We start from the raw sequence: 21,749 nt of genomic DNA on the forward strand, positions 1-21,749 counted from the left end.
GTGTCGGGGTGGGAGTCGGGGTTGGAGTGGTCGTATCAAGGCTCCACGGCCCCCACTGGTCGTTGTTCGGCGCCGTGCCCTGCACCCACCATTTGGCCCGGTACACCTTGCCGTCGTAGACGGCGCACTGGCCCGCCGTGTAGACGGCAGCGGCGCTCCAGGCCGCGCAACTGTCGCTGGCGACCATGCCGGCCAGCAGGGTCGATGGGGATTCGGTGGTGGAATTGCCGCCGCAAGCGAGCAGCGCGCTGCCCAGCAGGCCAGCCATCAAAGGCGAGGCCAGCCGGCTAATTTGCCGTGTCTTCACAATGTCTCCTGAACGTTATACGAAAACTATCGAAGTAGCTTTTTATGTTGTACGTAAAGAAAGCACAGCGAAGCGTCGGCTTTCTGCACAGAGAATGCGACGCCCTAAATTGGTAGTCAAGTGGTTTTATATAACGGTGTTTTTTACAATACCAGTGGTAGCGATCGCTGCGCTGGCAAGCGATGCAATGGCGAATGGCGGACGTAAAAAAAAGCCCGCTGCGTAATGGCAGCGGGCAATACCGCGCAAGATGGGTGGCGGCAAGTGGTATTAAGGGTTGCCGCGCGTCCGGGACGAACTTATCTGTTCAGCACGTACTTCGCCAGGCTCGCCGCATCCGCTGCACTGAGCTGGCTGAACGGCGGCATGGGCACGGGGCCCCATTTGCCGGCGCCGCCGCTGCGGATGTTGGCCGCCACGGCAGCAACGCTGTCCTTGCCCTTGTATCTGGCTGCCACTTCCGCAAAGCCGGGGCCGACCACCTTCTGGTCGAGCGCATGGCAAGCCATGCAGCCGTTCGCCGCCAGCAAGGTTTTCACGTCCTTGCCGCTGGCGGCCGGGACAGCGGCTGCGGCTACGACGGGTTTGGCAACGGCGGCAGGTACGATGGCACCCCGTTCCGCACCATAGGTTTTCACCAGGTAATCGACCATGGCCGGCATGTCCGCATCATCAAACTGCGCACCAAACGGTTTTTTCATCTTCTTGACGGTCGCTTCCCAGTAGGCGCGCGGCGAGGCGGGCGGCTGGCTCGATGCATACTGGGCCGCGTGGCACGTCATGCAGTTGCGCTGCACCAGCTGGTAGCCGGGCAATTCGCTGGGTTTATAAGTCGCCGTTTCTGGTGGTAAATGGATTTCCAGCGCGCACGCGCCGCCCGCCGCCGACAGTGCCAGCGCGGCAAGTAATATCTTCATATGGTTCTCCTCAGACTGTCTGGATGCGCGTGGTTTCCACCACGTTGCGCATATAACCCATGGGATTCCACAGGGCTTTCATGGGCTGGCTCTGGCCGATGCGGTTGACGGCGCGCACCATCAGCACGTGCTTGCCCTTGCGCGGCGCCTTCAACATCAGCGTCCACTCGCGGAACGAAAAGCGCCCCAGATCCTTGCCCAGCTTCGCTTCCTGCCACGTCTGGCCGCCGTCCACCGATACGCTCACTTCGCTGATGCCCTGGCCGCCATCAAAAGCGATGCCGCGCAGTGCCAGGTCGCGCCCCGCTTTCACTTGCGCACCATCTTGCACGCTGGTAATGAAGGAGCGCACGTTGAGGCGGCTGATCGGCGTCGTCTTGCCCACAGGCGTGCCCGGTTCGATGAAGCCGGAGCCGTTGTCGGGAATGCGGTAGCCCGTGCTCATCCAGAAGCCGTCGAAGGGCTTGTCGAGCACGGTGATATCGCTCAGGTGCTTGACCCAGTAGGTGCCATAGAAGCCGGGTACGATCAGGCGCAGCGGATAGCCGTTCAGGAAAGGAATGTCTTCGCCATTCATGGCCCAGGCCAGCATGACGTCGCCGGCCATGATGTGCTCGACCGACAAGGCTTTCTGAAAATCAGGGCCATCGCCCACGGGCGGCGTTTCCAGGCCATTGAAGGCGACCTGCACGGCGCTGGCCGCGATGCCGGCCTTTTCCAGCACGGTTTTCAGGGGGATCCCCGTCCAGCGGGCATTGCCCATGGCGCCATTGCCCAGCTGCCCGCCATTCGCGCGCGGGGCGAAGAAGCCGCGGCTATTGCCCGAACATTGGGTCACGGCTACCACCTCGACGGGCTCGGCCAGCTGTTTCAATTCCGCCAGCGACAGTTCCAAAGGCGTTTTCACGAGGCCGCCGATGCGCAGCCGGTAGCTGCCACCATCGATACTGGTGGGCAAGCCACTCCAGTGGTAGCGCACGAAAAACGCGTCGTTGGGCGTAATCGCGCCTTCATTGAACACACTGAACGGCGTTTCCAGCTGGGGCGGACGGCTGGTCAGCAGGATCAGCGGACGCTTTTGCGGGAAGGCCACCAGTTCGCGCTCGCCGTTTTCAAACGGCAAAGTGACGGACTCCGCCAAGGCTGGGCCGGCCACGACGGCGGCGCCCAGGGCGGCCGTCGTGCGCAGGAAGCGGCGCCGGCCTGCGGGCAACAAGGTCGTATCAGACATGTTTGAGCTCCACCTTGGCTTCGTTGCCGCCGTTGCGGTCGTCGTTGACCAGTTTCTTGATGTAGTACATGACGCTCATGATGACCACGCTCAACAGGCCGAACCAGAACGACACGCGCTGCTCCGTATCGGACGACACGCTCATGGCGCCCAGGATCACCAGCATGGCGATGATGGTGAAATACGTCAGGTAGGGAAACAGCCACATGCGCACCTTGATGCGTTCCGGGCATTCGCGTTCCAGCCGGCGACGGAGGCGCAATTGAGATATCGCAATGAGCAGGTAGACGAACAGGATCAGGATACCGTAGGAGTTGACGATGAAGGGGAACACCAGGTCGGCTGACACATACGAGACGGCGATGGCGAAATAGGCGAACAAGGTGCTGAACAAAATGGCGCGAATCGGCACGCCGTTCTTGCTCAGCTTGACCAGGCCCGTGGGGGCGTCGCCGCGGCGCGTCAGCGCAAAGATCATGCGCGACGAAGCGTACAGGCTGGAATTCAGGGCAGACAGCACGGCCGTCAAAATGATGGCGTTCATGATGTGGGCCGCGTACGGGATGTTCATGACGGTCAGGGCGCTGACGAACGGCGTGGCGATGGCCGGCGAATCCCAGGGCACGATGCAGACGACAACAAACATGGAGCCGACATAAAACATCAGCACGCGCGTGATGACGGAATTGGTGGCGCGGGCGATGGCCTTGGCCGGGTCCGACGTTTCGGCGGCGGCGATGGTGACGATCTCGGCGCCCGAATAAAAGGCCGTGGCGGCGACGGCGCCACTCAATACAGGCCCCCAGCCATGCGGCATGAAGCCGCCGTTGCTGGTCAAAAAGCCCAGGGTCGGAATGCTGTTGGGCAAGCTGCCCGTGATGAACAGGGCGCCGACAAACAGGAAGACGATGATGGCGACCACCTTGATCGAGGCGAACCAGAACTCGAATTCACCGAACGCTTTCACGGAGAACAGATTGAGCACGGTCATCGAGACAAGCAGCACCAGGCTGATCGACCACGACGGCACGTCGGGCAGCCAGAAGTTGACCAGTTTCGCGCCGGCGATGGCTTCCAGTGCCACGACGACGACCCAGAAATACCAGTACATCCAGCCGCTCATGAAGCCGAGGAATTTCGAGACCTTCGGCTTGTCGTCGAAAGCCAGGCGCGCATATTCGTAAAAGGAGCCGACCACGGGCAGGGACGAGGCCAGTTCGCCCAGCATGCGCATGATCAGGACGACGAGGCCGCCCGTGAGCAGGAAGGAAAGGATGGCGGCCGGGCCGGCGGCCTTGGCGATGACGCCGCTGCCGACAAAGAGGCCGGCGCCGATCACGCCGCCGATGGCGATCATGCTCATGTGGCGTTGCTTGAGCGAGTGCTGCAAGCCGGTACTGTTATGCGATTCGCTAATCATGTTTTGTCTCCTGAAAATCTCTGAAGCCCGGTGCGCCCTGCCTGCTGCGGCTTGTTCTTGCCGCGCGGCTTTGTTTTATTTAGGCAACACCGTCAAGCAGCATCGATACATCGTGTGAATCAGTCTGGTTGGCCGCATTCCATAAGTCAATCTGGAAATGCAGCGGCCCGGCGCGGCAGCCAAGGGGCAAGCGCGCTGGAGGTTACGTACAGTTAGGGTTGCTAAAAAAAAGGGAGCGGCGGCAACACTTGTGGCGTGCGCGCCACTCCCGGGAACGTCTTACACCTTGCCCTTCCATGGCACGAGGGTACGTTCGAGGTAACGCATCATCAAATCAAACAGGAAAGCAAAGAAGCCGATCACGATGATGCCCATGATCACCACGTCGCTGGCCAGAAACTCGGAAGCGCTCAGCACCATGTAGCCGAGGCCACGCGTGGCCGCCACCATTTCGCCCGCCACCAGGGTGGTCCAGCCCACGCCGATGCCGATGCGCATGCCGGTGAGAATTTCCGGAATCGCGGCGCGCAAAATCACGTGCACGATAACCTGGAAACGGGTGGCGCCCATCGAATACGCCGCGTGGATTTGCTCCAGCGACACGGAACTGACGCCGGCGCGGGCCGCAATCGCCATCGGCGCGAAGATGGCCAGGAAGATCAGGTAGACCTTCGAAAACTCGCCGATGCCGAACCAGATGATGACCAGTGGCAAGTAGGCGAGCGGCGGCAGCGGACGGTAGAACTCGATCAAGGGATCGAAGATGCCGCGTGCCACGCGATTGACGCCCATCATCACGCCGATGGGAATGGCGAACATGCACGCCAGGCCAAAGGCGCCGAACACGCGCACCAGACTGGCGACCGTGTGTTCCCACAGCGTGGCGCCGCCGAAACCGGTCGTGGCCGCCATGATGAATTTTTCATACACGGCTTGCGGCGAAGGTAAAAACAGCGGTTTGACCATGCCGCTGGCCGTCACGCCAAACCACAGCAAGAGCACGGCGATGACGGTGACGGTAGCGATGCGGCTGGAATTGCCCTGCCCCGGCGCGCCGAACGCTTCGCCGGGCATGGCGCAGCGGGGAGCGAACAGGCGGCCAAAGAAACCGGCGCGCTTGGCGGTGGTGGGAGGAAATCCCACGACGGATGGGCTATGCATGGGACACCTCCAGCTCTTTATTGACGGCGCGTTCGTCGCCATAAATGATGTTGAGCACCGTTTCGCGCATCTTGATGAAGTCCGGACTCGATTTCACGGCGCGCGCATCGCGGCATTCGAGGAAGCGCTTGTTGAAATCGAGTTCATACGTGTGCGTGATGCGGCCCGGACGGGGCGACATGACGATCAGCCGGTTCGCCAGGAACAGCGCCTCGTCGACGCTGTGGGTAATGAAGAAGAACATGGTGCTGGACTTGGCCCAGATATCGAGCAGCAACTCCTGGATGGTTTCGCGCGTCAGCGCGTCGAGCGCCGCCATCGGTTCATCCATCAGCAGCATGGCGGGATTGCTGGTCAGGGCGCGGGCGATGCCCACCCTTTGCTGCATACCGCCCGACAATTGATAAATCATATTGTCGTGAAAGTCCTTCAAGCCGACCAGCGCCAGGTTCTTGGCCGCCTGTTCGCGCCGCACGGCCTTAGCCACGCCTTGCAGTTTCAAGCCGAACTCCACGTTTTCCATCACGTTCAGCCATGGCAGCAAGGCATGCTTCTGGAATACGACGCCACGGTCGGCACCCGGCCCTTCCACTTTATTGTCTCCGAGCATAATCTCGCCCTTGGACGGGGCGATAAAGCCCGCCATCAGACTGAGCAAGGTTGTCTTGCCGCAACCCGAGGCGCCCAGCGCGACGACGAAGTCGCCGCTATTGATGGTGAGATTGATATTATTTAAGGCATGTACGCGTTCACCGGCCGTCTTGCCCGGATAAATCACGCTGACATCCTTGACGTAGAGATTTTCCATCATGTGCCCCGCATAGGTGTAGTCACTTCAGTTCAACGCATTCTGTTCAGTCAACGCGCCCGCAGGCGCGCCATCGCACAACGTTTACTTCAGCAGGCCGGCGGCCTGTGCATACTTGGGTGTCACATACTTGGCGTAATCTGTTGCCAGGGTGTCGATCTTGCCTTCGCCCTTCAGGAATTGCGCCGTGGCCAGCAAAGCTTGCGCCACGCCGCCCTTCGCGCCACCGCCGAGCCAGGCCGGCGACGCTTGCTCCTGCAACGATGGATAGGCGTACAGCGCCACTGAAGCGGCCACGTCCTTGGCGGCCGCGCCCGAATGCTTGACGTTGGCTTTCACTTGCGGGGAATCAATAGTCCACGCTTTCGGATTGGCGCGGTAGTCGGCGTCGGCAGCGGCCATCACCTTGACGAACTTGGCCATGAAGTCGGAATTCGCTTCGCCCCAGGCGCGCTCGACGGCCATGCCGTCAAACGTGGCCTTGCCTTTCTTGCTCAGTTCGCCGGAGGTGACGAGCACCTTGCCGTTTTGCTTGAGCTTGCTCAATGCCGGGTCCCACACGAAGGCGGCGTCGATGTCACCGCGTTCCCAGGCAGCGGCGATCTGGTTCGGCTGCATGTTCAGCAATTTCACTTCCGTGGGCTTGATGCCCCACGTTTCCAGCGCGAACATGGTGTGGAAGTGCGTGGTGGAAACAAAAGGCACGGCGATTTTCTTGCCGCGCAAGTCGGTCGGCTTGGTGATGCCGGCGCCATTGCGGGCCACCATCGCTTCGGCTTCGTTGATGTCGTCGATGATCCAGAACAGCTGCAGGTCGACACCGCGGCTGACGGCCGCCGTCAGAGGGCTGGAACCGATGACGCCGATCTGCACGTCGCCGGACGCCATGCCGGTGGCTACCTTGGCGCCCGAATCGAACTTGCGCCAGTTGATTTTATAGCCGGTGGTTTTTTCCACTTCGCCGCTGGCGATGGCCACCAGGAAGGGACCGTTGATTTCCTGGTAGGCAATCGTCACTTCCTTGCCTTGCGCAAAGGCGGTACCGCTGGAGGCCGCCACTACGCCCAGCACCAGGGTGCCGAGGACGGCGCGGCGCATCGTTGAAAAAACCGTTTTGCTCGTATTTGTGTTCATGTCTCACTCCAAGATTTATTGTTATGTGTGAACGTTCGGGCAATATCTGCTCCTTGCGGAACAGGCGCCGCTGGTTGCTCTTTGTCAACCATACAGCGGCTTGGTACGGCTACTGCTATTTAAAACACTTCATCCTTCAAGTGATACCAGCGGTACAGGAAGCGCTGGCCCAGGCGGCGGAACGGGGCGAAGGCTTGCGATTCGACCAGTTCCATCATGTTGGGATATGGCAATTTGGAATTGAAGATCGGCAAGCCCGTGTCGCTGGCCTTGCCCGCGATGCGCTCGGCCATGCGCCGGCCCGCCTGCGCCGAGTACATGACGCCGTTGCCGCCGTAACCGAGCGAATAGAAGATCGATTGCTTCGGGTCCGGTTGCACGATGCGCGGCATCATGTCGTGGCTGACGTCGACCCAGCCCCACCACGAATAATCGATGCCGATCCCGGTCAGCGCGGGGAACTTGCGGTGCAGATCGTTGATCAAAAACTGTTTGTATTTCTCGTCCGGCGCGTCGGCGCCCGTGATGGCACTGCGGCTGCCGATCTGCACGCGGTTGTCCGGCATCAAGCGGTAGTAGTGGCGCAGGATGCGCGTATCCGTGATCACCTGGTGGGTGCGGAAATTGCACGCCGCGATTTCCGCCGGGGTCAACGGACGCGTGACGAGCGAGTTCGACAGAATCGGCAGCAGGCGGTTTTTCACTTGCGGGTGTAGGTGCGGCGAGGTGTAGCCGCCCGTGGCCACGGCCACGGCACGGGCACGCACCACGCCGCCTGGCGTTTGCAGGTAATGCACGCCATTGCGCGTTTCCCAGCCCATCACCGGGCTCGACGGGTGCACTTTGGCGCCCAGCGCGCGCGCCTTGCGCAGGTAGCCGAACGCCAGCTTGCCCGCGTGGATGCCGATGCCTTCCGGCTCGTGCAGCGCGCCGGCCGCTTCCTTGTCGTCGACGAATTCGCGCTTGACGGTATCGGCGTCGAGGATGCGCGCGTCATACTTGAAGATCTCGCGCATGATCTTGGCTTCTTTTTCCAGCGCGGGCATGGCTTTCGCCTTGTGGGCGATGTACAGGTGGCCGCCCGGCTGCGGGTCGCAATCGATATCGGCCGTGATCTTCTTGAACGTTTCCATCGCGTCGCACACTTCCGTGTGCAGTTTCAGGGCCGTGTCCAGCCCATAGCGGTCTATCCACTGCGAGCGCTTCAGGCGGCCCGTCGTGCATTGCGCCTGGCCGCCATTGCGCGTGCTGCAGCCCCAGCTGACGCGGTTCGCTTCCAGCACGGTGGCCTTGATGCCGTGTTCCTGGGCCAGGAAGATGGCGCAGGAGAGGCCGGTAAAACCCGAGCCGATGATGGCCACGTCGACGTCGATGTCATGCGTGATGGGGCCGTCATCGGCGGGCGGTTCGCCGGCCGTGCCGATCCAGTAGGTGGGCGCGTAGGCATTGCCGTGGCCGGGGCGCTGGGCCACCAGCGGATCGAAGGCGGGATCGTAGGGCGTGCGGGCAGCGGTGCTGTTGCCCAGTACGTCAGATGGGGTGTCGACAGGTTTGTTCATGATCATTCCCGGTGAACGTGCTGGCTCAGGCGGCTTTGTTGCCGGTAGCGACGGGTGGGCGATCCTTGCGGAAAGCGTTCTTCACGGCGATCTTGCCGTCGCGGAAAGTAAAAATGTCGACCATGCGCGCTTCGATGCGCGTGCCGTCCGCCTTGGTGCCGGCAAACGTCGATTCCGTCACGCCGCGCTCGCCGCTGACGAAGTGTTCTGGATTAAGCCAGGCGGCGTCAGGGAAGGTTTGCCAGGCCAGCTCGAAGCCGGCGCGCACGGCGTCGCGGCCAATAAAACTCTTGCCCAGCAAGTCAGGGCCGGCCACGGCGTGGAATTCGCAGTCATCGGCCATGGCCGCCATCAGGGCGTCGATATCGTGGCGGTTCCAGGCATCGCCGAACGCTTGCAGGAAGTCGGTGGTGACGGCGTCGGTGTGCGGTACAGGGTGGTTCATGGCTATCTCCGTAAATCGTTTTTGATACGCTACGTTCCGTTTTTTGTCTTTTATTGAATTTAAGCCTTAAGCATGGCCTTGTCAAATCAAATAATCCAAAAAACGGGACGCCTTGTATTCTTTAATGAAATTATGATGTATTCGTGACAATCTGTGAGAATTTGGTCACAGCCCATCCTCACAGGCTGGCTTACTTAAACATAGTCTTTATATTTGTCCAGGTGACGGATCGGCTTGCTCAGCGCATCGCGGCGGAACGGGTCGCCCAGCTCGCGCGTGCACATGATTTCGATGATGGTGGTCTTGCCTTCATTCATCTGCATGTCGATGGCCTTTTTCAGGGCCGGACCCACGTCTTCCAGCTTGTCGACCGTGATGCCTTCGGCGCCCATGGCCCGCGCAATCTCGGCGAAGCTCTGGTTGTCGAGCTCGCCTGCGACGAAGCGACGGTTGTAGAAATCGACCTGGTTTTTCTTTTCCGCCCCCCACTGGCGGTTGTGGAACACCACGGCCGTCACGGGAATGTTATGGCGCACGCAGGTCATCGTTTCCATCAGGCTCATGCCCCAGGCGCCGTCGCCCGCATACGACACGGCCGGACGGTGCGGTGCTGCAACCTTGGCGCCGATGATGGTCGGGAAGGCGTAGCCGCAGTTGCCAAAGCTCATCGCCGCAAAGAAGCTGCGCGGCTTTTCAAAGCGCAGGTAACTATTGGCCACCGAATTGATGTTACCGATATCGGTCGACACCATCACGTCTTCCGGCATGGCTTTTTCCAGCTCGCGCAGGACCTGGCGCGGGTGCAGATAGCTGCCCGGCTCTTTCTTTTGCTCTTCGATCATGTCCAGGCTGTACGCATCTTTTTCGTGCGTCCAGTTGGTCAACTCCTCTTCCCATGCGGCCTTTTCGGCTTGCACGGCGGCATAGCGCTCGTCGCGCGTCGCGTCGCAGTCGAGCGTCTTGCCATCCAGGCGGGACAGGATGGCTTTCGCGGCCGCCTTGGCGTCGCCGCAGATGCCCACCGAGATCTTTTTGACCAGACCCAGCATCTTGTTGTCCGCGTCGATCTGGATGATCTTGGCGTTTTTCGGCCAGTAATCCATGCCGTGCTGCGGCAAGGTGCCGAACGGCCCCAGGCGCGAACCGAGCGCGACGACGACGTCGGCTTTGGCGATCAGTTTCATGGCCGCCTTGGAACCTTGGTAGCCGAGCGGACCGCACCACAGCGGATGGCTGGCGGGGAACGAGTCGTTATGCAGGTAGCTGTTGACGACGGGTGCGCCGAGGCGCTCGGCCAGCGCCTTGCATTCCTCGATCGCTTCGCCCATGACGACGCCGCCGCCCGAGATGATCACGGGGAACTTGGCCTTGGCCAGCAATTCGGCCGCATCGTTGAGGCTTTGCTCGCCGCCGGCGCCGCGGTCGAGGCGGTTCGGCTTTGGAATCTCGGCCTTGATTTCGCCATAGAAATAGTCGCGCGGGATATTCAGTTGCGTCGGGCCCATTTCGGACATGGCGCGGTCAAAACAACGGCCCGTGTATTCGGCCATGCGGGCCGGATGGGTGACGTGGCCTTGATATTTCGTAAATTCTTCGAACATCGGCAGCTGGTTCGCTTCCTGGAAGCCGCCCAGGCCCATGCTCATCGTGCCCGTTTCCGGCGTGATGATCACGACGGGCGTGTGCGCCCAGTAGGCGGCGGCAATGGCCGTGACGCAATTGCTGATGCCGGGGCCGTTCTGGCCGATGACGACGCCATGGCGGCCGGAGACGCGGGCATAGCCATCGGCCATGTGGCCGGCGCCCTGCTCGTGCACGACGGGAATCAAACGGATGCCAGCCGGCGCAAAGATATCCATCGGGTCCATGAAGGCCGAGCCCATGATGCCGAACATGTCGGTCACGCCATTGGCGGCCAGGGTTTCCACGAACGCTTCGGAAGGCGTCATCTTTTGCGGGCCGGTAGGGGTAGCCGCTGCGGCGGCGGCTTTTTGCTCGGTCATGTCATTCATGGGTGTCTCCTGGTCTGTTGTAATGAACTGCAGTGAAATGATCAACTTATTTATCAAAAATCGGTATATTTTGTTCCGAAATTTGATATACAATTCAATTTAAGCGTTCGACGTGCAAAAGTCAAACAGATTTTCAAGGAAACGGTACAATTTGAGTTCGAAAATGAAATAAGCTGATGTAACACTCAGATACCCAACCGAGGCCACCATGGACATGATTTCATCCCCAAAACTTGAGCCGGAAAAACTGGAAGGCGACACGCCCACGATGCGTTTGTTTGCCTTGCTGGAAGTGATTGCCGAGAAAGACCAGTTGCTGTCGCTGCAAGCGCTGGTGGAAGAAACGGGCTTGCCCAAGCCCACCCTGCACCGCATGCTGCAACAGCTGGAAAGCGTGGGCGTGCTGCAGCGCGAGAGCGATGGCCGCCACTACAGCACGGGCGTGCGCCTGCGCCGGCTGGCGTCGAACCTCTTGATTAACAACACCTTCCATGGCGCCCGCCGCATGGTCTTGCGCCAGCTGGTCGAGGAGGTGGGCGAAAGCTGCAACTTGACGGCCTTCAGCGGCAGCGAAGTGGTGTACCTGGACCGCGTGGAAACGGCGGCGCCGCTGCGGTTTTACCTGCATCCCGGTTCGCGCGTGCCGGCCCACTGCTCATCGAGCGGCAAGCTGTTCCTGGCGCAAATGACGCCAGTGCAACGGCGCCGCCTGCTGGGCCACATGGAATTGACGCGCTTTACGGACAAGACGGAAACGGACCCCGTCAAGCTGGAACGCGAACTGGAACTGGTGCGCCGCAACGGCTATGCGCTGGACGACGAGGAATTCCTGCCCGGCCTGCTGTGCGTGGCCGTGCTAGTGCCGAACCCGAACGGCCGCTCGAACCTGGCCGTGGCTATCCAGGCGCCCATTATCCGTTTGACGCACGACAAGGCTTTACATTTCTTGCCTGCATTGCAGCGCGCCGCGCAAGCCCTGGCCGCCATCGAATCGGAAACCATGCCGACGACGGGCGGGGACGACGACGCATTGCAAACCGGTAATTCCGCAACTCACACATAACCGCTGCGGCACCCATGCTGCGGCTTCACAGGAGAACAAGGTGCCAGATTCACGCCAACATCCCCCCGCCGCCGCAGCGCAAACCTTGCAGTCCGTGCGCAGCCTGTTCAACATCGACAGCGACCTGCTCGTGCCCGTGTTTACCGAGCGCGACCCGCACGTGCCCGACATCGATCCCGCCTACCGCTTCAACAAGGATGTCACCTTGGCGATACTGGCCGGCTTCACGCATAACCGCCGCGTGATGGTGCAGGGCTTGCACGGCACGGGCAAGTCCACACATATCGAGCAAGTGGCGGCGCGCCTGAACTGGCCTTGCGTGCGGGTCAACCTGGACGGCCACATCAGCCGCCTGGACCTGGTCGGCAAGGACGCCATCGTGCTGCGCGAACAGCAGCAGGTGACGGAATTCCAGGAAGGCATCGTGCCCTGGTCGTTGCAAAGGCCCGTGGCCCTGATCTTCGACGAGTACGATGCGGGCCGCCCCGACGTGATGTTCGTCATCCAGCGCATTCTGGAACGCGACGGCAAGTTCACCCTGCTCGACCAGAACCGGGTCATCACGCCCCACCCCCACTTCCGTTTGTTCGCCACCTCGAATACGGTGGGCCTGGGCAACCTGAACGGCATGTACCACGGCACCCAAGTGCTGAACCACGCGCAGATCGACCGCTGGAACATTGTTGCCACCCTGAACTATTTGCCGCAGGACGAGGAAACGCAGATCGTCCTGGCCAGAGTCCCCGCCATGAACGACGAGGCGGGCCGCCAGTTGGCGAGCAGCATGGTGGCCGTGGCCAGCCTCACGCGCCACGGCTATGCGGCGGGCGACCTGGCCTGCCTGATGTCGCCGCGCACGGTGATTACCTGGGCGGAGAATTGCCAGATCTTCCGCGACCCGGCCCTGGCCTTCCGCCTGTCCTTCCTCAACAAATGCGACGAGGCCGAGCGCCCCATGGTGGCCGAGTATTACCAGCGCTGTTTCAATGAGGAATTGCTGGCGAGCCAGGCATGAGCACTGAAGCCATCATTCCTGCCGCCTACACGCGCGAGCAGCAGGAAACGGATGAACTGTGCGCGGGCGCCATTCGCGCCCTGAGCGGCGTTGCCTCCATCCGCTACCGGGGCCGGCGCCTGCACGACGGCCACCGCCCGCTGCCCATCCACTCGGCCCATCTGCAGTCCGATGCGGCGCTGCAGGATTTGCCGTCGCTGCGCGGCGCGGCCGACAGCGTGGCCCTGCGCCTGCTGCACACGGATGCGGCCCTGCACAAGTCCCTGTGTCCAGCCGAGCCTGTGGCGCGCCTCGTCTTCGAGCTGCTGGAGCAGTTACGAGTGGAAACGCTTGCGCCCGAGCACCACGCTGGTGTCATCCACAACCTGCGCCACCGTTTTACTGCCTGGTCGCACGCGTTCTACGATTCCGGCCTGGCGGAAGGCGCATCGGGCTTGCTCTTGTATACAGTGTTCCAGATGTGCTGGTCACGCCTGACGGCCAGGCCCGTGCTGGAAAAGACGGAAGATTTTATAGAGGCGACGCGCTGGTCCCTGTCGTCGCAGCTGAGCGGCGACCTGGCGGGCTTGCGCCGCCACCGTGCCGACCAGGCGGCCTTTGCCCGCCACGCTCTGGCCATCGCCCACGCCGTTGATGCCATGCTGAAAGAGGCACAAACGGTGCGCGACGACCAGCAGGACGATGCCGGCGATGCGAAAGCACAGGCAGCCTTCAGGCTGCTGCTCGACTTCGACAGCGATAACGACCACCTGCCCGATGCCGCCCCGCTGGGCGAAAGCCGCGCCTTCAGCGATGGCGATGGCGGCTACAAGGCGTATTCCACTGCGTACGATCGCGAGGAAAAAGCGGGCGATCTCGTGCGCCGCGCCCTGCTGCTCGACTACCGCGAACGCATGGATGGTCGCATCGCCAGCCTGGGCATCAACACGGCCCGCCTGGCGCGGCGTTTCACGCAACTGCTGGCCGTGCCCCAGCGCGATGGCTGGTCGTTTGGCGAGGAAGAAGGTTATATCGATGGCCGCCGCCTGGCGCAGCTGATCAGCTCGCCGTCCGAGCGCAGGCTGTTCCGCAAGGAACAATTCCTGCCGCAGGCCGATTGCCTCGTCACCTTTCTTGTCGACTGCTCCGGCTCCATGAAAACGCATGCGGAATCCGTGGCCGTGCTGCTCGACATTCTGCTGCGCGCGCTGGACCAGGCGGGCATCGCCACGGAGTTGCTGGGCTTTACGACGGGTGCGTGGAACGGGGGACGAGTCAAGCGCGACTGGATGCGCGCCCGCTCTCCGGCGAATCCGGGCCGCTTGAATGAACTCGTACACATGGTTTTCAAGGATGGCGATACGAGCTGGCGCCGCGCGCGGCCCGACATCGCGGCGCTGCTGAAGGCGGACCTGTACCGCGAAGGCGTCGATGGCGAAGCCGTGGACTGGGCGTGCAGCCGCATGCTGGCGCGCCCGGAACGGCGGCGCATCCTGCTCGTCGTCTCCGACGGTTGCCCGATGGATACAGCCACGAACCTGGCCAACGACGAGTTTTACCTGGCGCAACATCTGAAACAGGTGGTGGCGCGCCGCGAAACGCAGGGTGCCATCGAGATATGCGGCCTGGGACTGGGCCTGGACCTGGGCGCCTACTACAGCCGCAGCCTGGCCACCACCCTGCCCGCCTCGCTGAACAATGAACTGTTCAACGAGATTGCGCAGTTGCTCGGTGGGCGGAAAAAATAATCGTTATGCCGGCGGAAGTGCCTGCAGGAAGGCTTGCACGGATGATGCCTGCCTGCCCGTCAACGCGCCATAGTCGTCACTAACGATGTGCATCGCATCGGTGGCCAGCCAGCGCTCGATGCCCGCCAGCATCTGCGCCATCGGCGCCGGCATGCCACCGGCAATGAAATGGCGCACGCGCTCTTCCGCATCGAGAGGCACGACCTTGACGGACCTGCCGAATACCTGGGCGGCGATGGCGGCCAGCGCCTGCGCATCGAGGGCGGCGGGACCGGTAATGTCCAGGATACGGCTGCCAAGGTAGCCATCCGATAGCGCCACGGCAGCCGCATGCGCACAATCCTCGCGCGCCACGTACGACACATGGCCTTGTCCCATGGCCGTGCGCAACTGGCCATCCACGGCCGCGGTGCCGAGCACTACCAGCAGCAAGTCCTGGTAAAACGCATTGCGCAAGATCGTGTGGCCGATGCCGCTCTCTTTCAGCAACGTTTCCGTGGCCCGGTGGTCGTCGTTCAGCAGCGACCTCTTGCCCTCTTCCGATTGCAGGAACGAGGTGTAGACGATATGCCCGACACCAGCCTGGCGCGCCGCCTCGATGGCATGGCGGTGCTGTTTCAGCCGCCGATCCGTGCCGTCGATGGTATTCGTGCTGATCAGCAACAGGCGCTCGACGCCGTGAAAGGCTGCCGCCAGGCCCTGCGGCTGGTCAAAGTCGCCAAAGCGCACGCCGATGCCCTGTTCCTGCCACGCTGCGTGGCGTTCCGGCGCGCGGGTGATGGCCGTGAGCACCATATCGGGCCGGCTGGCCCTTAGTTGGATGAGTTCATTGACGACGAGGGAACCCAATTGGCCGGAGGCGCCGGCGACGGCGAGGTGCATTGTTTTCATGTTCTTTTCCTTGTGGCGAGCGCAGGCGCGCCCCATGCCGGGGCGGCACCGCTCGCAGATGATGTGATGAGATCAAAGATGGCCATGCAGCGGCCCACCCCCTGCGGGGCGACACTGCGGCTGGCTTACAGGAAAGAAGGGAAAACAAGTGTCATGCGCCCAGCATGGCGCGTGGCGCCCGCCCGGTCAAGCGCTTTCGACGGCGCTTGAGCGTTGCATGGCCCTGGCATGGTCTAGTCGACGCAGTAACGCACGGCATGCGCTTCCATCGGCAGCGGGATTTCCCAGTTCCACAGCATCGCTTGCAGTTTCTTGTTGCTGAGCGATGTGTCGCGCTGGCCGTTGCGCCGCAGTAATTCCTTGCGCGGCTGTTCCAGGTACACGAGCTCCACCTGCGCGTGGTATTTATACAGCAGGTTGAGCGTCTTTTCGCGCATCAGCTTGGACAGATGCGTGGCGTTCCACACGAACGGTTCGCCCTTGCGCAACAGTTCGCGCGCCCGCTCTTCCGCATAGTCGCCCACCTGCCCTTCGTTCTTGCCGTGCTTCAAGCCCAGGGCCGTCCGCGCATCGTCAAACGACACGACGGGCAGGCGCGGATGATGCTTCTCCACCCACGTGTTCTTGCCCGACGCGGGCAAGCCCGACATGACGATCACGTGCGAACCCGCTTCCTGGAACAGGGGATAGTCGGGATGCGCCTCGGCACCGCGAAAATATTTGACGCGCGTATGGTCGTCGACAAAGGCGCGCCGCTGGCCATAGCAGCCCTCCTCGCGCGCCAGTTCGCGGAACAGCTCGATGGCATCCAAAATGCGCTGCGGATCGGGACAGATGCGGCCGCGGATATCGGCTTCGGCCAGCATGGCCAGCAGGCGGATATCAACTTGCCACGACAGCTCGCGCACGGTAAATTCCGGCGTGACGCCGCGCCGCGACGACTCCAGCGCAAAGAACGGCACCTGGTGCACATTGATCAGGCGGCAGATTTCCTCGCGCGCGGCAAACGGCACGTCGCAATCCCACAGGGCGATGCGCGCATCGAGGGCGCCCTTGCGCGAGTGGCCGGGCTGGCCGATGGCGCCCGTCACCGGATCGATCACCGTGGTGCTGCACTTGGCCACGTCGTGCAGCAAGGCGGCCAGGAACACGATTTCCTGTTCCGCCCGTGGGGCTTGCTGGTACTCGGGCATGGCCAGCAGCGATTCCACCACCATCATCGTATGCGTCCACACATCGCCTTCCGCGTGGTACACGGGGTTTTGCGGTGTCGTCTTGGCCAGTTCCAGCTGAGGAAAGGCAGCCAGGCAGGCGCTAAAATCGGGCGCCTGGCCCGGCACGGGTACCAGTTGTTGCAGGGTTTTCCAGTGCATCATTTTGTATTCCTTGAAAAAACTGCCAGTTCGTCGAGCGACCGGCAGGTGTGTAAACCCAGGCTCTCCCAGGTCACCAGCGGCTGCGGCGCGTACAGGTCGACGCCCTCGGCCAGCTGGTTCGGGATCAAGGGCCGCGTGCTGTGGTGCGAGCCGCTGTCGAGGATGGTTTGCGTAAAGTCATGCCGCACCAGCTTGTAGCGCGCCAGCACTTGCTCGTCGTCTTCCACCTTCAGGTACAGGCCTTCCGCGTGGTCGGACTTGTCCGTCTGCTTCCAGCACAGGTCCAGCGGCAGGCGTTCGCGCGCCACCGCGTGTTCAAAAGCGTCGCGCCAAAGACGGGACTTGGCCAGCGAATGGCGCAGTAGCTGCCACAGCTGTTTCGGCGAAGTCGGCATCAATCCCGCATACAACACGGGAACCGATAACACGGGTGAGCCGGCCAGCATGGCGTGGCGGCGCGCCGTCGACAAGAACATCTGGCTGCGGCGGCAATACACGTCGAACTCATTGAAGTAATGGGGCAGCCGGTCGTAAAACACGGAATGCTTGCTGTACGACCATTCGCCAAACAGCACATACTGGTCTTCCAGCAGGTGTAGCAAGGCGTGTTCGTGCGCATGCGCCCACGGTTTGAGCAGGTTGAACTGGCGTTCGCTGCCGCCGCCCGCCAGGTAATGGCCGCGCGACTGCAGCAGCACCTCGCCCGCATCGCTGAACGACACGGCGGAGTTGGCGCCATCGATTTTTTCCTCGATGACGACGTACTGGCCGGCCAGCTTTTTCAGGGGCATCTGGTCCGAACCGTCGTCGCCGTCCTGCAGGCGCGAGCCTTCCAGGTGCGGCGTGCGCGGGTATTTGAATAAGGGTAAAGATTGTAAAAACATAGCGTCCCACGCCGCGTTCACCGGGGCGTGTCCATACAGGGTCAGAGGTGCTGACGACGTGTTCGGGCGTGGACGATCGAGACCAGGGTCACGGATACGTGTGCGGAAAGAGCAAAAACAGTGCCGCAGCAATCGGGGGCGTCAACGCGCCGAACGATGCTGCAAAGAGCATTTCGTCAGCGTTAGCAGGTGATGGCGAAGTAGCGAGGCACTTTTGGCTCCAATAAGGAAGAGGTTCGAGAAAGAACCGCGAATATAAAGGCTGTTTGATTATTTTGCAAGTGGCGCTACGTATTGTGCGCGCTCTTGCGCGCACTGTCGGCACCGGCGGCTTTGCAATCCGCACAAAGTTTGCTAAGCTGGCGGCACTTCCTGTCGCTGCTGCGTGGAAAACAAACATGGCCCTTGCAAAAGGGCCGTGCATTCGTTATTTCCGGAGCAGAATCGTGTTTCCCCTATCCAGATTACAAAAAGCCCTGCGCCGCCAGGGCATCGCCGTCGCCTATGCCGACGGCATTTATACACTCAGCAATCCGCACGCGCAGGCGTCCGTGCTGCTTCCCCACAACTTTCCCCTCGAGGAAAAAGCCGTGCGCCAGCTGATGGCGTTTGCCGCCGTCGCCGTACCGGGCCAGGATGGCCATGTGTGCAAGGCCTGTGCCACGCCCGACTTTCACCCTGGCAGCATTGCGCCCGTGGGCAGCATCGTCGCCACCAGTCCCGACATGGTGATCCCCGCCATTCCCGGCACGGACATCGCCTGCGGCATGCGCCTGATCACGACCGGCTTGACCGTGGCGCAGTTCGAAGCGCGCAAGCCGCAGCTATTGAGCAAGCTCAAACATGTGCTGCTGGAAGATGGCCGCAACGTGCCGCTGCGCTCGAGGGCGTTTGCCGCCCTGTTCGACGTGGGGCCGGAAGCGTTCATCGACAGCTTGCACAATGAGGGCTTGTGGCCCCGCGTCAACAAGGAACGCCTGTTGCGCGAGCTCGACGATTGCATCGCCCTGCGCGAACTGGGCGGCGGCTTGCGCCATGCGCCCGAAGCGCTGGTCGGCACGCGCGAAGTGATACGCGACCCCAGCCTGGGCACCACGGGATCGGGCAACCATTTCGTGGAAATCCAGCTGGTCGATGCCGTCATGGACCGCCATGCTGCGTACCGGCACGGACTGGTGCCCGGCGAAGTGGTCGTCATGATCCACAGCGGCAGCCGCGACGTGGGCTTTTTTGTCGGCAGCCGCTGGATGGATCGCGCCAAAGAGGCGTGGCCGGCAGGCGTGCGCCACCCGCAGTCCGGCCTGTACGGCTTGACGGGCGAACTGGCCGGCGAATACATGGACGCCATGGGCGTGGCGTCGCGCTACGCCTGGGTCAACCGCATGGTATTGGCCGAACTGGTGCGCGACAGCCTGTCGCAGGTGTTTGCGCAGGATCAATCCCGCCTGGTGGTGGACGTGCCGCACAACGTCATCCTGCGCGAGCACGGCATGAACATCCACCGCAAGGGCGCCACGCCCGCGCGCGCAGGCGACTTGGCGCTGATCCCCGGTTCCATGGGCGACTATTCCTACGTGGCAACGGGGATGGGCAATCCCGACTGGCTGTGGTCATGCTCGCATGGCGCCGGGCGCAGCATCCGCCGCCAAGCCATGCGCGCCATGCGGCCCACGGTGGGCGGGGACGAGATGGCTTTCCAGTGCGTGACCCTGCGCGAGGAACGCCGCGTCGAGGAAGCGCCGATGGCGTACAAGAAGATCGGTCCCGTCATCGCCGCGCAGGAGGAAGCGGGCTTGCTGCAATCGGTGGCGCGCTTGAAACCTTTATTGACGTTCAAGGCTTAGTGCAGCAATTGCGGCACGACGGCCGCCATCAGCGAAATGCCGATCACAGTCAGCACGGCAAAGGCGATGCGGCGCATGCCGCGCTGGGCGATGGGCGGCGGGTAGCGCTTGCCGGCCATCGTGGCCAGCACGCCCACAGGCAGGGCCAGCATGCATAAAAGTAGCACTTTCGCATCGAGCTGGCCCTGGCTACCCGCCATCAGCGAGCGCCCGCCCGCGCTGATGGCGAACAGGAAAATCAGGCTGTAACGGATGGTCTTTAAACTCATTTCCTGGCGGTAGAACTGGTACACGAGCGGTGGCCCGGCCAGCGAAAACAGGCCCGAGAACAGGCCGCCGCACACGCCACTGATGAAGAAACTGCGCTTGTCCGCCGCGCCCGGTCCCGGCGGCGCCTGCAGCAGGATGCTGACGCCGCCATACACGATGGCCGCGCCCAATAACAGTTTCAGGACAGGCGCATACGCCTGGTCCAGGTATCCCAACAGCAAGACGCCGGCCGCCATGGCTGGCAGCAAGCCGATGCTGGCCGCGCGGATGGCGCGCCAGTCCAGGTGGTGCAAGGCGCCCGGCAAGGCCACGAGGCAATTGGCCAAGGACAACAAACTGACGAGGGCCGCCAGCGCGGGCACGGGCGCCAGGCCCAGGCCGCTTGCCACTCCCATGACGATCATGCCCAGGCCAAAGCCAGTGACGGTCTGGAAATACGTGCCCGCCGCCACCACGCCCAGCAGCGCCAGCACGGGCAGGCTGAACAATTCAGCGGCCACCCTGGGCCTGCACGGACGTGACCGCAATCACGTTATACACATCAATCGCGCTGCAGCCGCGCGACAAATCGTTGGCGGGCTTGTTCAAGCCTTGCAGCAAGGGGCCGATGGCCACGGCGCCGCCCATGCGCTCGGCCAGTTTATAGCCGATATTGCCCGCGTCCAGGTTCGGGAACACCAGCACATTCGCGCGGCCATTGACGACGGAATCCTTGACTTTTCTCTGCGAAATCTCGGCCACGATGGCCGCGTCGAGCTGCACGTCGCCATCGATGGCCAGCAACGGACGCTGGGCCTTGACCCGGTCTGTTGCCGCATGCACCTTGTCGACGGCCGCGTGGTGGGCGCTGCCGCTGGTGGAAAACGACAGCATGGCCACGCGCGGCTCTTCCATCAGCAAGGCTTGCGCGCTATCGGCGGCGGCCATGGCGATGTCGGCCAGTTCCTCGGCTTTCGGGTCGACCACGAGGGCGCAGTCGGAAAAGATAAAGCCGCCCTTGAGGCTATGAAAAGGCTCGCACAGCATCATCAGGAAAAAGCTGGACACGAGCTTGAAGGCCGGATCGACGCCGATGATCTGGATGGCGCTGCGCACCACGTCGGCCGTCGTGTGCACGGCCCCCGCCACGCAACCGTCCGCATCGCCCAGGCGCACCATCAGGTTGGCATAGCACAGCGGGTCTTGCACGGCGATTCTGGCCTGCTCCACCGTCATGCCCTTGGCTTGACGCAGCACAAACAATTGCTGGGCGTAGTGTTCCGACTCGTCGGAAATTTCCGGGTCAACCAGGCGCACGGCGTCCAGGTCCAGCGCGTGTTCGCGCGCCAGCGCCAGGATGGCGGCCGGCTTGCCGACGATGGTGATGTGCGCCAGGCCTTCGCTTGCCGCCCGCGCGGCCGCCTGCAGCACGCGCACGTCGTCGCCCTCGCACAAGACGATGTTTTTCGGCACGGCGCGGGCTTGCGCGATGATGCGGTGCAGGGCTTTCATGGCGACTCCAATTCGGTAAAAAAATGCCGGAACCACGGAAGCATGAAGATGGTTCCGGCACATAAAACCCGGCGCGATTGCCGGGGTCATACAAGGATCGGTCACAGTGGTGTGGGATTACGCCGGATCGAGACTAAATTCCGGGGTCAGACCCGCCGGGTCTGACCCCAGCTTTTGGCCGCTGGCTCAAGCAA

Annotated in this window: 19 protein-coding genes; 4 read left to right on the plus strand and 15 right to left on the minus strand. The window is 62.3% G+C overall.

What is annotated here, in order from left to right:
* The 10 genes from CSQ93_RS27810 to xsc form a co-directional block, all read right to left on the minus strand.
* A partial coding sequence (locus CSQ93_RS27810; RefSeq protein WP_233516379.1) for a carbohydrate-binding protein occupies positions 1-307 on the minus strand: 307 nt, incomplete at its 3' end.
* A gap of 299 nt (positions 308-606) precedes the next feature.
* Positions 607-1,224 carry a SorB family sulfite dehydrogenase c-type cytochrome subunit gene (sorB, locus tag CSQ93_RS27815; protein ID WP_099380814.1) on the minus strand — a complete coding sequence of 206 codons (618 nt, stop codon included), beginning with the start codon at positions 1,222-1,224 and terminating at the stop codon, positions 607-609.
* Between the two features lie 10 nt (positions 1,225-1,234).
* Entirely contained in the window at positions 1,235-2,455 is a 1,221-nt protein-coding gene (gene sorA / locus CSQ93_RS27820; protein WP_099380815.1) for a SorA family sulfite dehydrogenase catalytic subunit, read from the minus strand.
* On the minus strand, positions 2,448-3,875 hold the full coding sequence (locus tag CSQ93_RS27825; protein ID WP_099380816.1) for an amino acid permease: 1,428 nt from the start codon (positions 3,873-3,875) through the stop codon (positions 2,448-2,450). Before CSQ93_RS27825 ends, sorA begins: the two co-directional genes overlap by 8 nt.
* Before the next feature lie 279 nt (positions 3,876-4,154).
* Positions 4,155-4,949 carry an ABC transporter permease subunit gene (locus CSQ93_RS27830; protein WP_233516382.1) on the minus strand — a complete coding sequence of 265 codons (795 nt, stop codon included), beginning with the start codon at positions 4,947-4,949 and terminating at the stop codon, positions 4,155-4,157.
* Between the two features lie 79 nt (positions 4,950-5,028).
* Positions 5,029-5,844, minus strand: a complete 816-nt coding sequence (locus CSQ93_RS27835; RefSeq protein ID WP_034788398.1) for a taurine ABC transporter ATP-binding protein — start codon at positions 5,842-5,844, stop codon at positions 5,029-5,031.
* 84 nt (positions 5,845-5,928) lie between these two features.
* Positions 5,929-6,978 carry a taurine ABC transporter substrate-binding protein gene (tauA, locus tag CSQ93_RS27840; protein WP_442778351.1) on the minus strand — a complete coding sequence of 350 codons (1,050 nt, stop codon included), beginning with the start codon at positions 6,976-6,978 and terminating at the stop codon, positions 5,929-5,931.
* A 119-nt stretch (positions 6,979-7,097) separates the two neighbouring features.
* Positions 7,098-8,537, minus strand: a complete 1,440-nt coding sequence (locus tag CSQ93_RS27845; RefSeq protein ID WP_099380832.1) for an NAD(P)/FAD-dependent oxidoreductase — start codon at positions 8,535-8,537, stop codon at positions 7,098-7,100.
* A 25-nt stretch (positions 8,538-8,562) separates the two neighbouring features.
* Entirely contained in the window at positions 8,563-8,982 is a 420-nt protein-coding gene (locus CSQ93_RS27850; RefSeq protein ID WP_099380819.1) for a nuclear transport factor 2 family protein, read from the minus strand.
* A gap of 194 nt (positions 8,983-9,176) precedes the next feature.
* Positions 9,177-10,985 (minus strand): sulfoacetaldehyde acetyltransferase, encoded by a 1,809-nt coding sequence (gene xsc / locus CSQ93_RS27855; protein WP_099380833.1) that lies wholly within the window; start codon positions 10,983-10,985, stop codon positions 9,177-9,179.
* 223 nt (positions 10,986-11,208) lie between these two features.
* On the opposite strand from xsc, the gene CSQ93_RS27860 reads away from it, so the two are divergent.
* The 3 genes from CSQ93_RS27860 to CSQ93_RS27870 are packed head-to-tail and all read left to right on the plus strand — an operon-like array spanning position 11,209 to position 14,799.
* Complete coding sequence (locus CSQ93_RS27860) at positions 11,209-12,057, plus strand: IclR family transcriptional regulator (protein ID WP_374106449.1); 849 nt, start codon at positions 11,209-11,211, stop codon at positions 12,055-12,057.
* Positions 12,058-12,097: 40 nt separating this feature from the next.
* Positions 12,098-13,072: an AAA family ATPase gene (locus tag CSQ93_RS27865; RefSeq protein ID WP_081922751.1), complete on the plus strand. Its 975-nt coding sequence runs from the start codon at positions 12,098-12,100 to the stop codon at positions 13,070-13,072.
* The gene (locus CSQ93_RS27870; protein WP_099380820.1) at positions 13,069-14,799 is read left to right on the plus strand and encodes a cobaltochelatase CobT-related protein; all 1,731 of its coding nucleotides are present in this window, start codon (positions 13,069-13,071) and stop codon (positions 14,797-14,799) included. Before CSQ93_RS27865 ends, CSQ93_RS27870 begins: the two co-directional genes overlap by 4 nt.
* Before the next feature lie 3 nt (positions 14,800-14,802).
* Here CSQ93_RS27870 and CSQ93_RS27875 read toward each other — a convergent pair whose 3' ends face one another.
* The 3 genes from CSQ93_RS27875 to CSQ93_RS27885 form a co-directional block, all read right to left on the minus strand.
* The gene (locus CSQ93_RS27875; RefSeq protein ID WP_158301394.1) at positions 14,803-15,690 is read right to left on the minus strand and encodes an NAD(P)H-binding protein; all 888 of its coding nucleotides are present in this window, start codon (positions 15,688-15,690) and stop codon (positions 14,803-14,805) included.
* Positions 15,691-15,923: 233 nt separating this feature from the next.
* The gene (locus tag CSQ93_RS27880) at positions 15,924-17,066 is read right to left on the minus strand and encodes an AAA family ATPase (protein WP_442778352.1); all 1,143 of its coding nucleotides are present in this window, start codon (positions 17,064-17,066) and stop codon (positions 15,924-15,926) included.
* Positions 17,063-17,950, minus strand: coding sequence for an RNA ligase family protein (locus CSQ93_RS27885; RefSeq protein WP_099380822.1), 888 nt, complete (start codon positions 17,948-17,950; stop codon positions 17,063-17,065). The genes CSQ93_RS27880 and CSQ93_RS27885 overlap by 4 nt, the downstream gene beginning before the upstream one ends.
* 446 nt (positions 17,951-18,396) lie before the next feature.
* Here CSQ93_RS27885 and CSQ93_RS27890 point away from each other — a divergent pair, with 446 nt between their 5' ends.
* Positions 18,397-19,794 (plus strand): RtcB family protein, encoded by a 1,398-nt coding sequence (locus CSQ93_RS27890; RefSeq protein ID WP_233516380.1) that lies wholly within the window; start codon positions 18,397-18,399, stop codon positions 19,792-19,794.
* On the opposite strand, the gene CSQ93_RS27895 is transcribed toward CSQ93_RS27890, so the two are convergent.
* Entirely contained in the window at positions 19,791-20,564 is a 774-nt protein-coding gene (locus tag CSQ93_RS27895) for a sulfite exporter TauE/SafE family protein (protein ID WP_099380824.1), read from the minus strand. The two genes, CSQ93_RS27890 and CSQ93_RS27895, sit on opposite strands and share 4 nt — an antisense overlap.
* Positions 20,554-21,555 carry a phosphate acetyltransferase gene (gene pta / locus CSQ93_RS27900; RefSeq protein WP_099380825.1) on the minus strand — a complete coding sequence of 334 codons (1,002 nt, stop codon included), beginning with the start codon at positions 21,553-21,555 and terminating at the stop codon, positions 20,554-20,556. Before pta ends, CSQ93_RS27895 begins: the two co-directional genes overlap by 11 nt.
* Positions 21,556-21,749 lie beyond the last annotated feature (194 nt).

The organism is Janthinobacterium sp. BJB426 (assembly GCF_002735705.1).
Lineage (GTDB): Bacteria > Pseudomonadota > Gammaproteobacteria > Burkholderiales > Burkholderiaceae_D > Janthinobacterium.

Excerpts from the sequence above, each read along its gene's own strand:
- sorB (WP_099380814.1), bottom strand. The coding sequence starts at position 1,224 with ATGAAGATATTACTTGCCGCGCTGGCACTGTCGGCGGCGGGCGGCGCG.
- sorA (WP_099380815.1), bottom strand. The coding sequence starts at position 2,455 with ATGTCTGATACGACCTTGTTGCCCGCAGGCCGGCGCCGCTTCCTGCGC.
- CSQ93_RS27825 (WP_099380816.1), bottom strand. The coding sequence starts at position 3,875 with ATGATTAGCGAATCGCATAACAGTACCGGCTTGCAGCACTCGCTCAAG.
- CSQ93_RS27830 (WP_233516382.1), bottom strand. The coding sequence starts at position 4,949 with ATGCCCGGCGAAGCGTTCGGCGCGCCGGGGCAGGGCAATTCCAGCCGC.
- CSQ93_RS27835 (WP_034788398.1), bottom strand. The coding sequence starts at position 5,844 with ATGGAAAATCTCTACGTCAAGGATGTCAGCGTGATTTATCCGGGCAAG.
- tauA (WP_442778351.1), bottom strand. The coding sequence starts at position 6,978 with ATGAACACAAATACGAGCAAAACGGTTTTTTCAACGATGCGCCGCGCC.
- CSQ93_RS27845 (WP_099380832.1), bottom strand. The coding sequence starts at position 8,537 with ATGAACAAACCTGTCGACACCCCATCTGACGTACTGGGCAACAGCACC.
- CSQ93_RS27850 (WP_099380819.1), bottom strand. The coding sequence starts at position 8,982 with ATGAACCACCCTGTACCGCACACCGACGCCGTCACCACCGACTTCCTG.
- xsc (WP_099380833.1), bottom strand. The coding sequence starts at position 10,985 with ATGACCGAGCAAAAAGCCGCCGCCGCAGCGGCTACCCCTACCGGCCCG.
- CSQ93_RS27860 (WP_374106449.1), top strand. The coding sequence starts at position 11,209 with ATGATTTCATCCCCAAAACTTGAGCCGGAAAAACTGGAAGGCGACACG.
- CSQ93_RS27870 (WP_099380820.1), top strand. The coding sequence starts at position 13,069 with ATGAGCACTGAAGCCATCATTCCTGCCGCCTACACGCGCGAGCAGCAG.
- CSQ93_RS27875 (WP_158301394.1), bottom strand. The coding sequence starts at position 15,690 with ATGAAAACAATGCACCTCGCCGTCGCCGGCGCCTCCGGCCAATTGGGT.
- CSQ93_RS27880 (WP_442778352.1), bottom strand. The coding sequence starts at position 17,066 with ATGATGCACTGGAAAACCCTGCAACAACTGGTACCCGTGCCGGGCCAG.
- CSQ93_RS27885 (WP_099380822.1), bottom strand. The coding sequence starts at position 17,950 with ATGTTTTTACAATCTTTACCCTTATTCAAATACCCGCGCACGCCGCAC.
- pta (WP_099380825.1), bottom strand. The coding sequence starts at position 21,555 with ATGAAAGCCCTGCACCGCATCATCGCGCAAGCCCGCGCCGTGCCGAAA.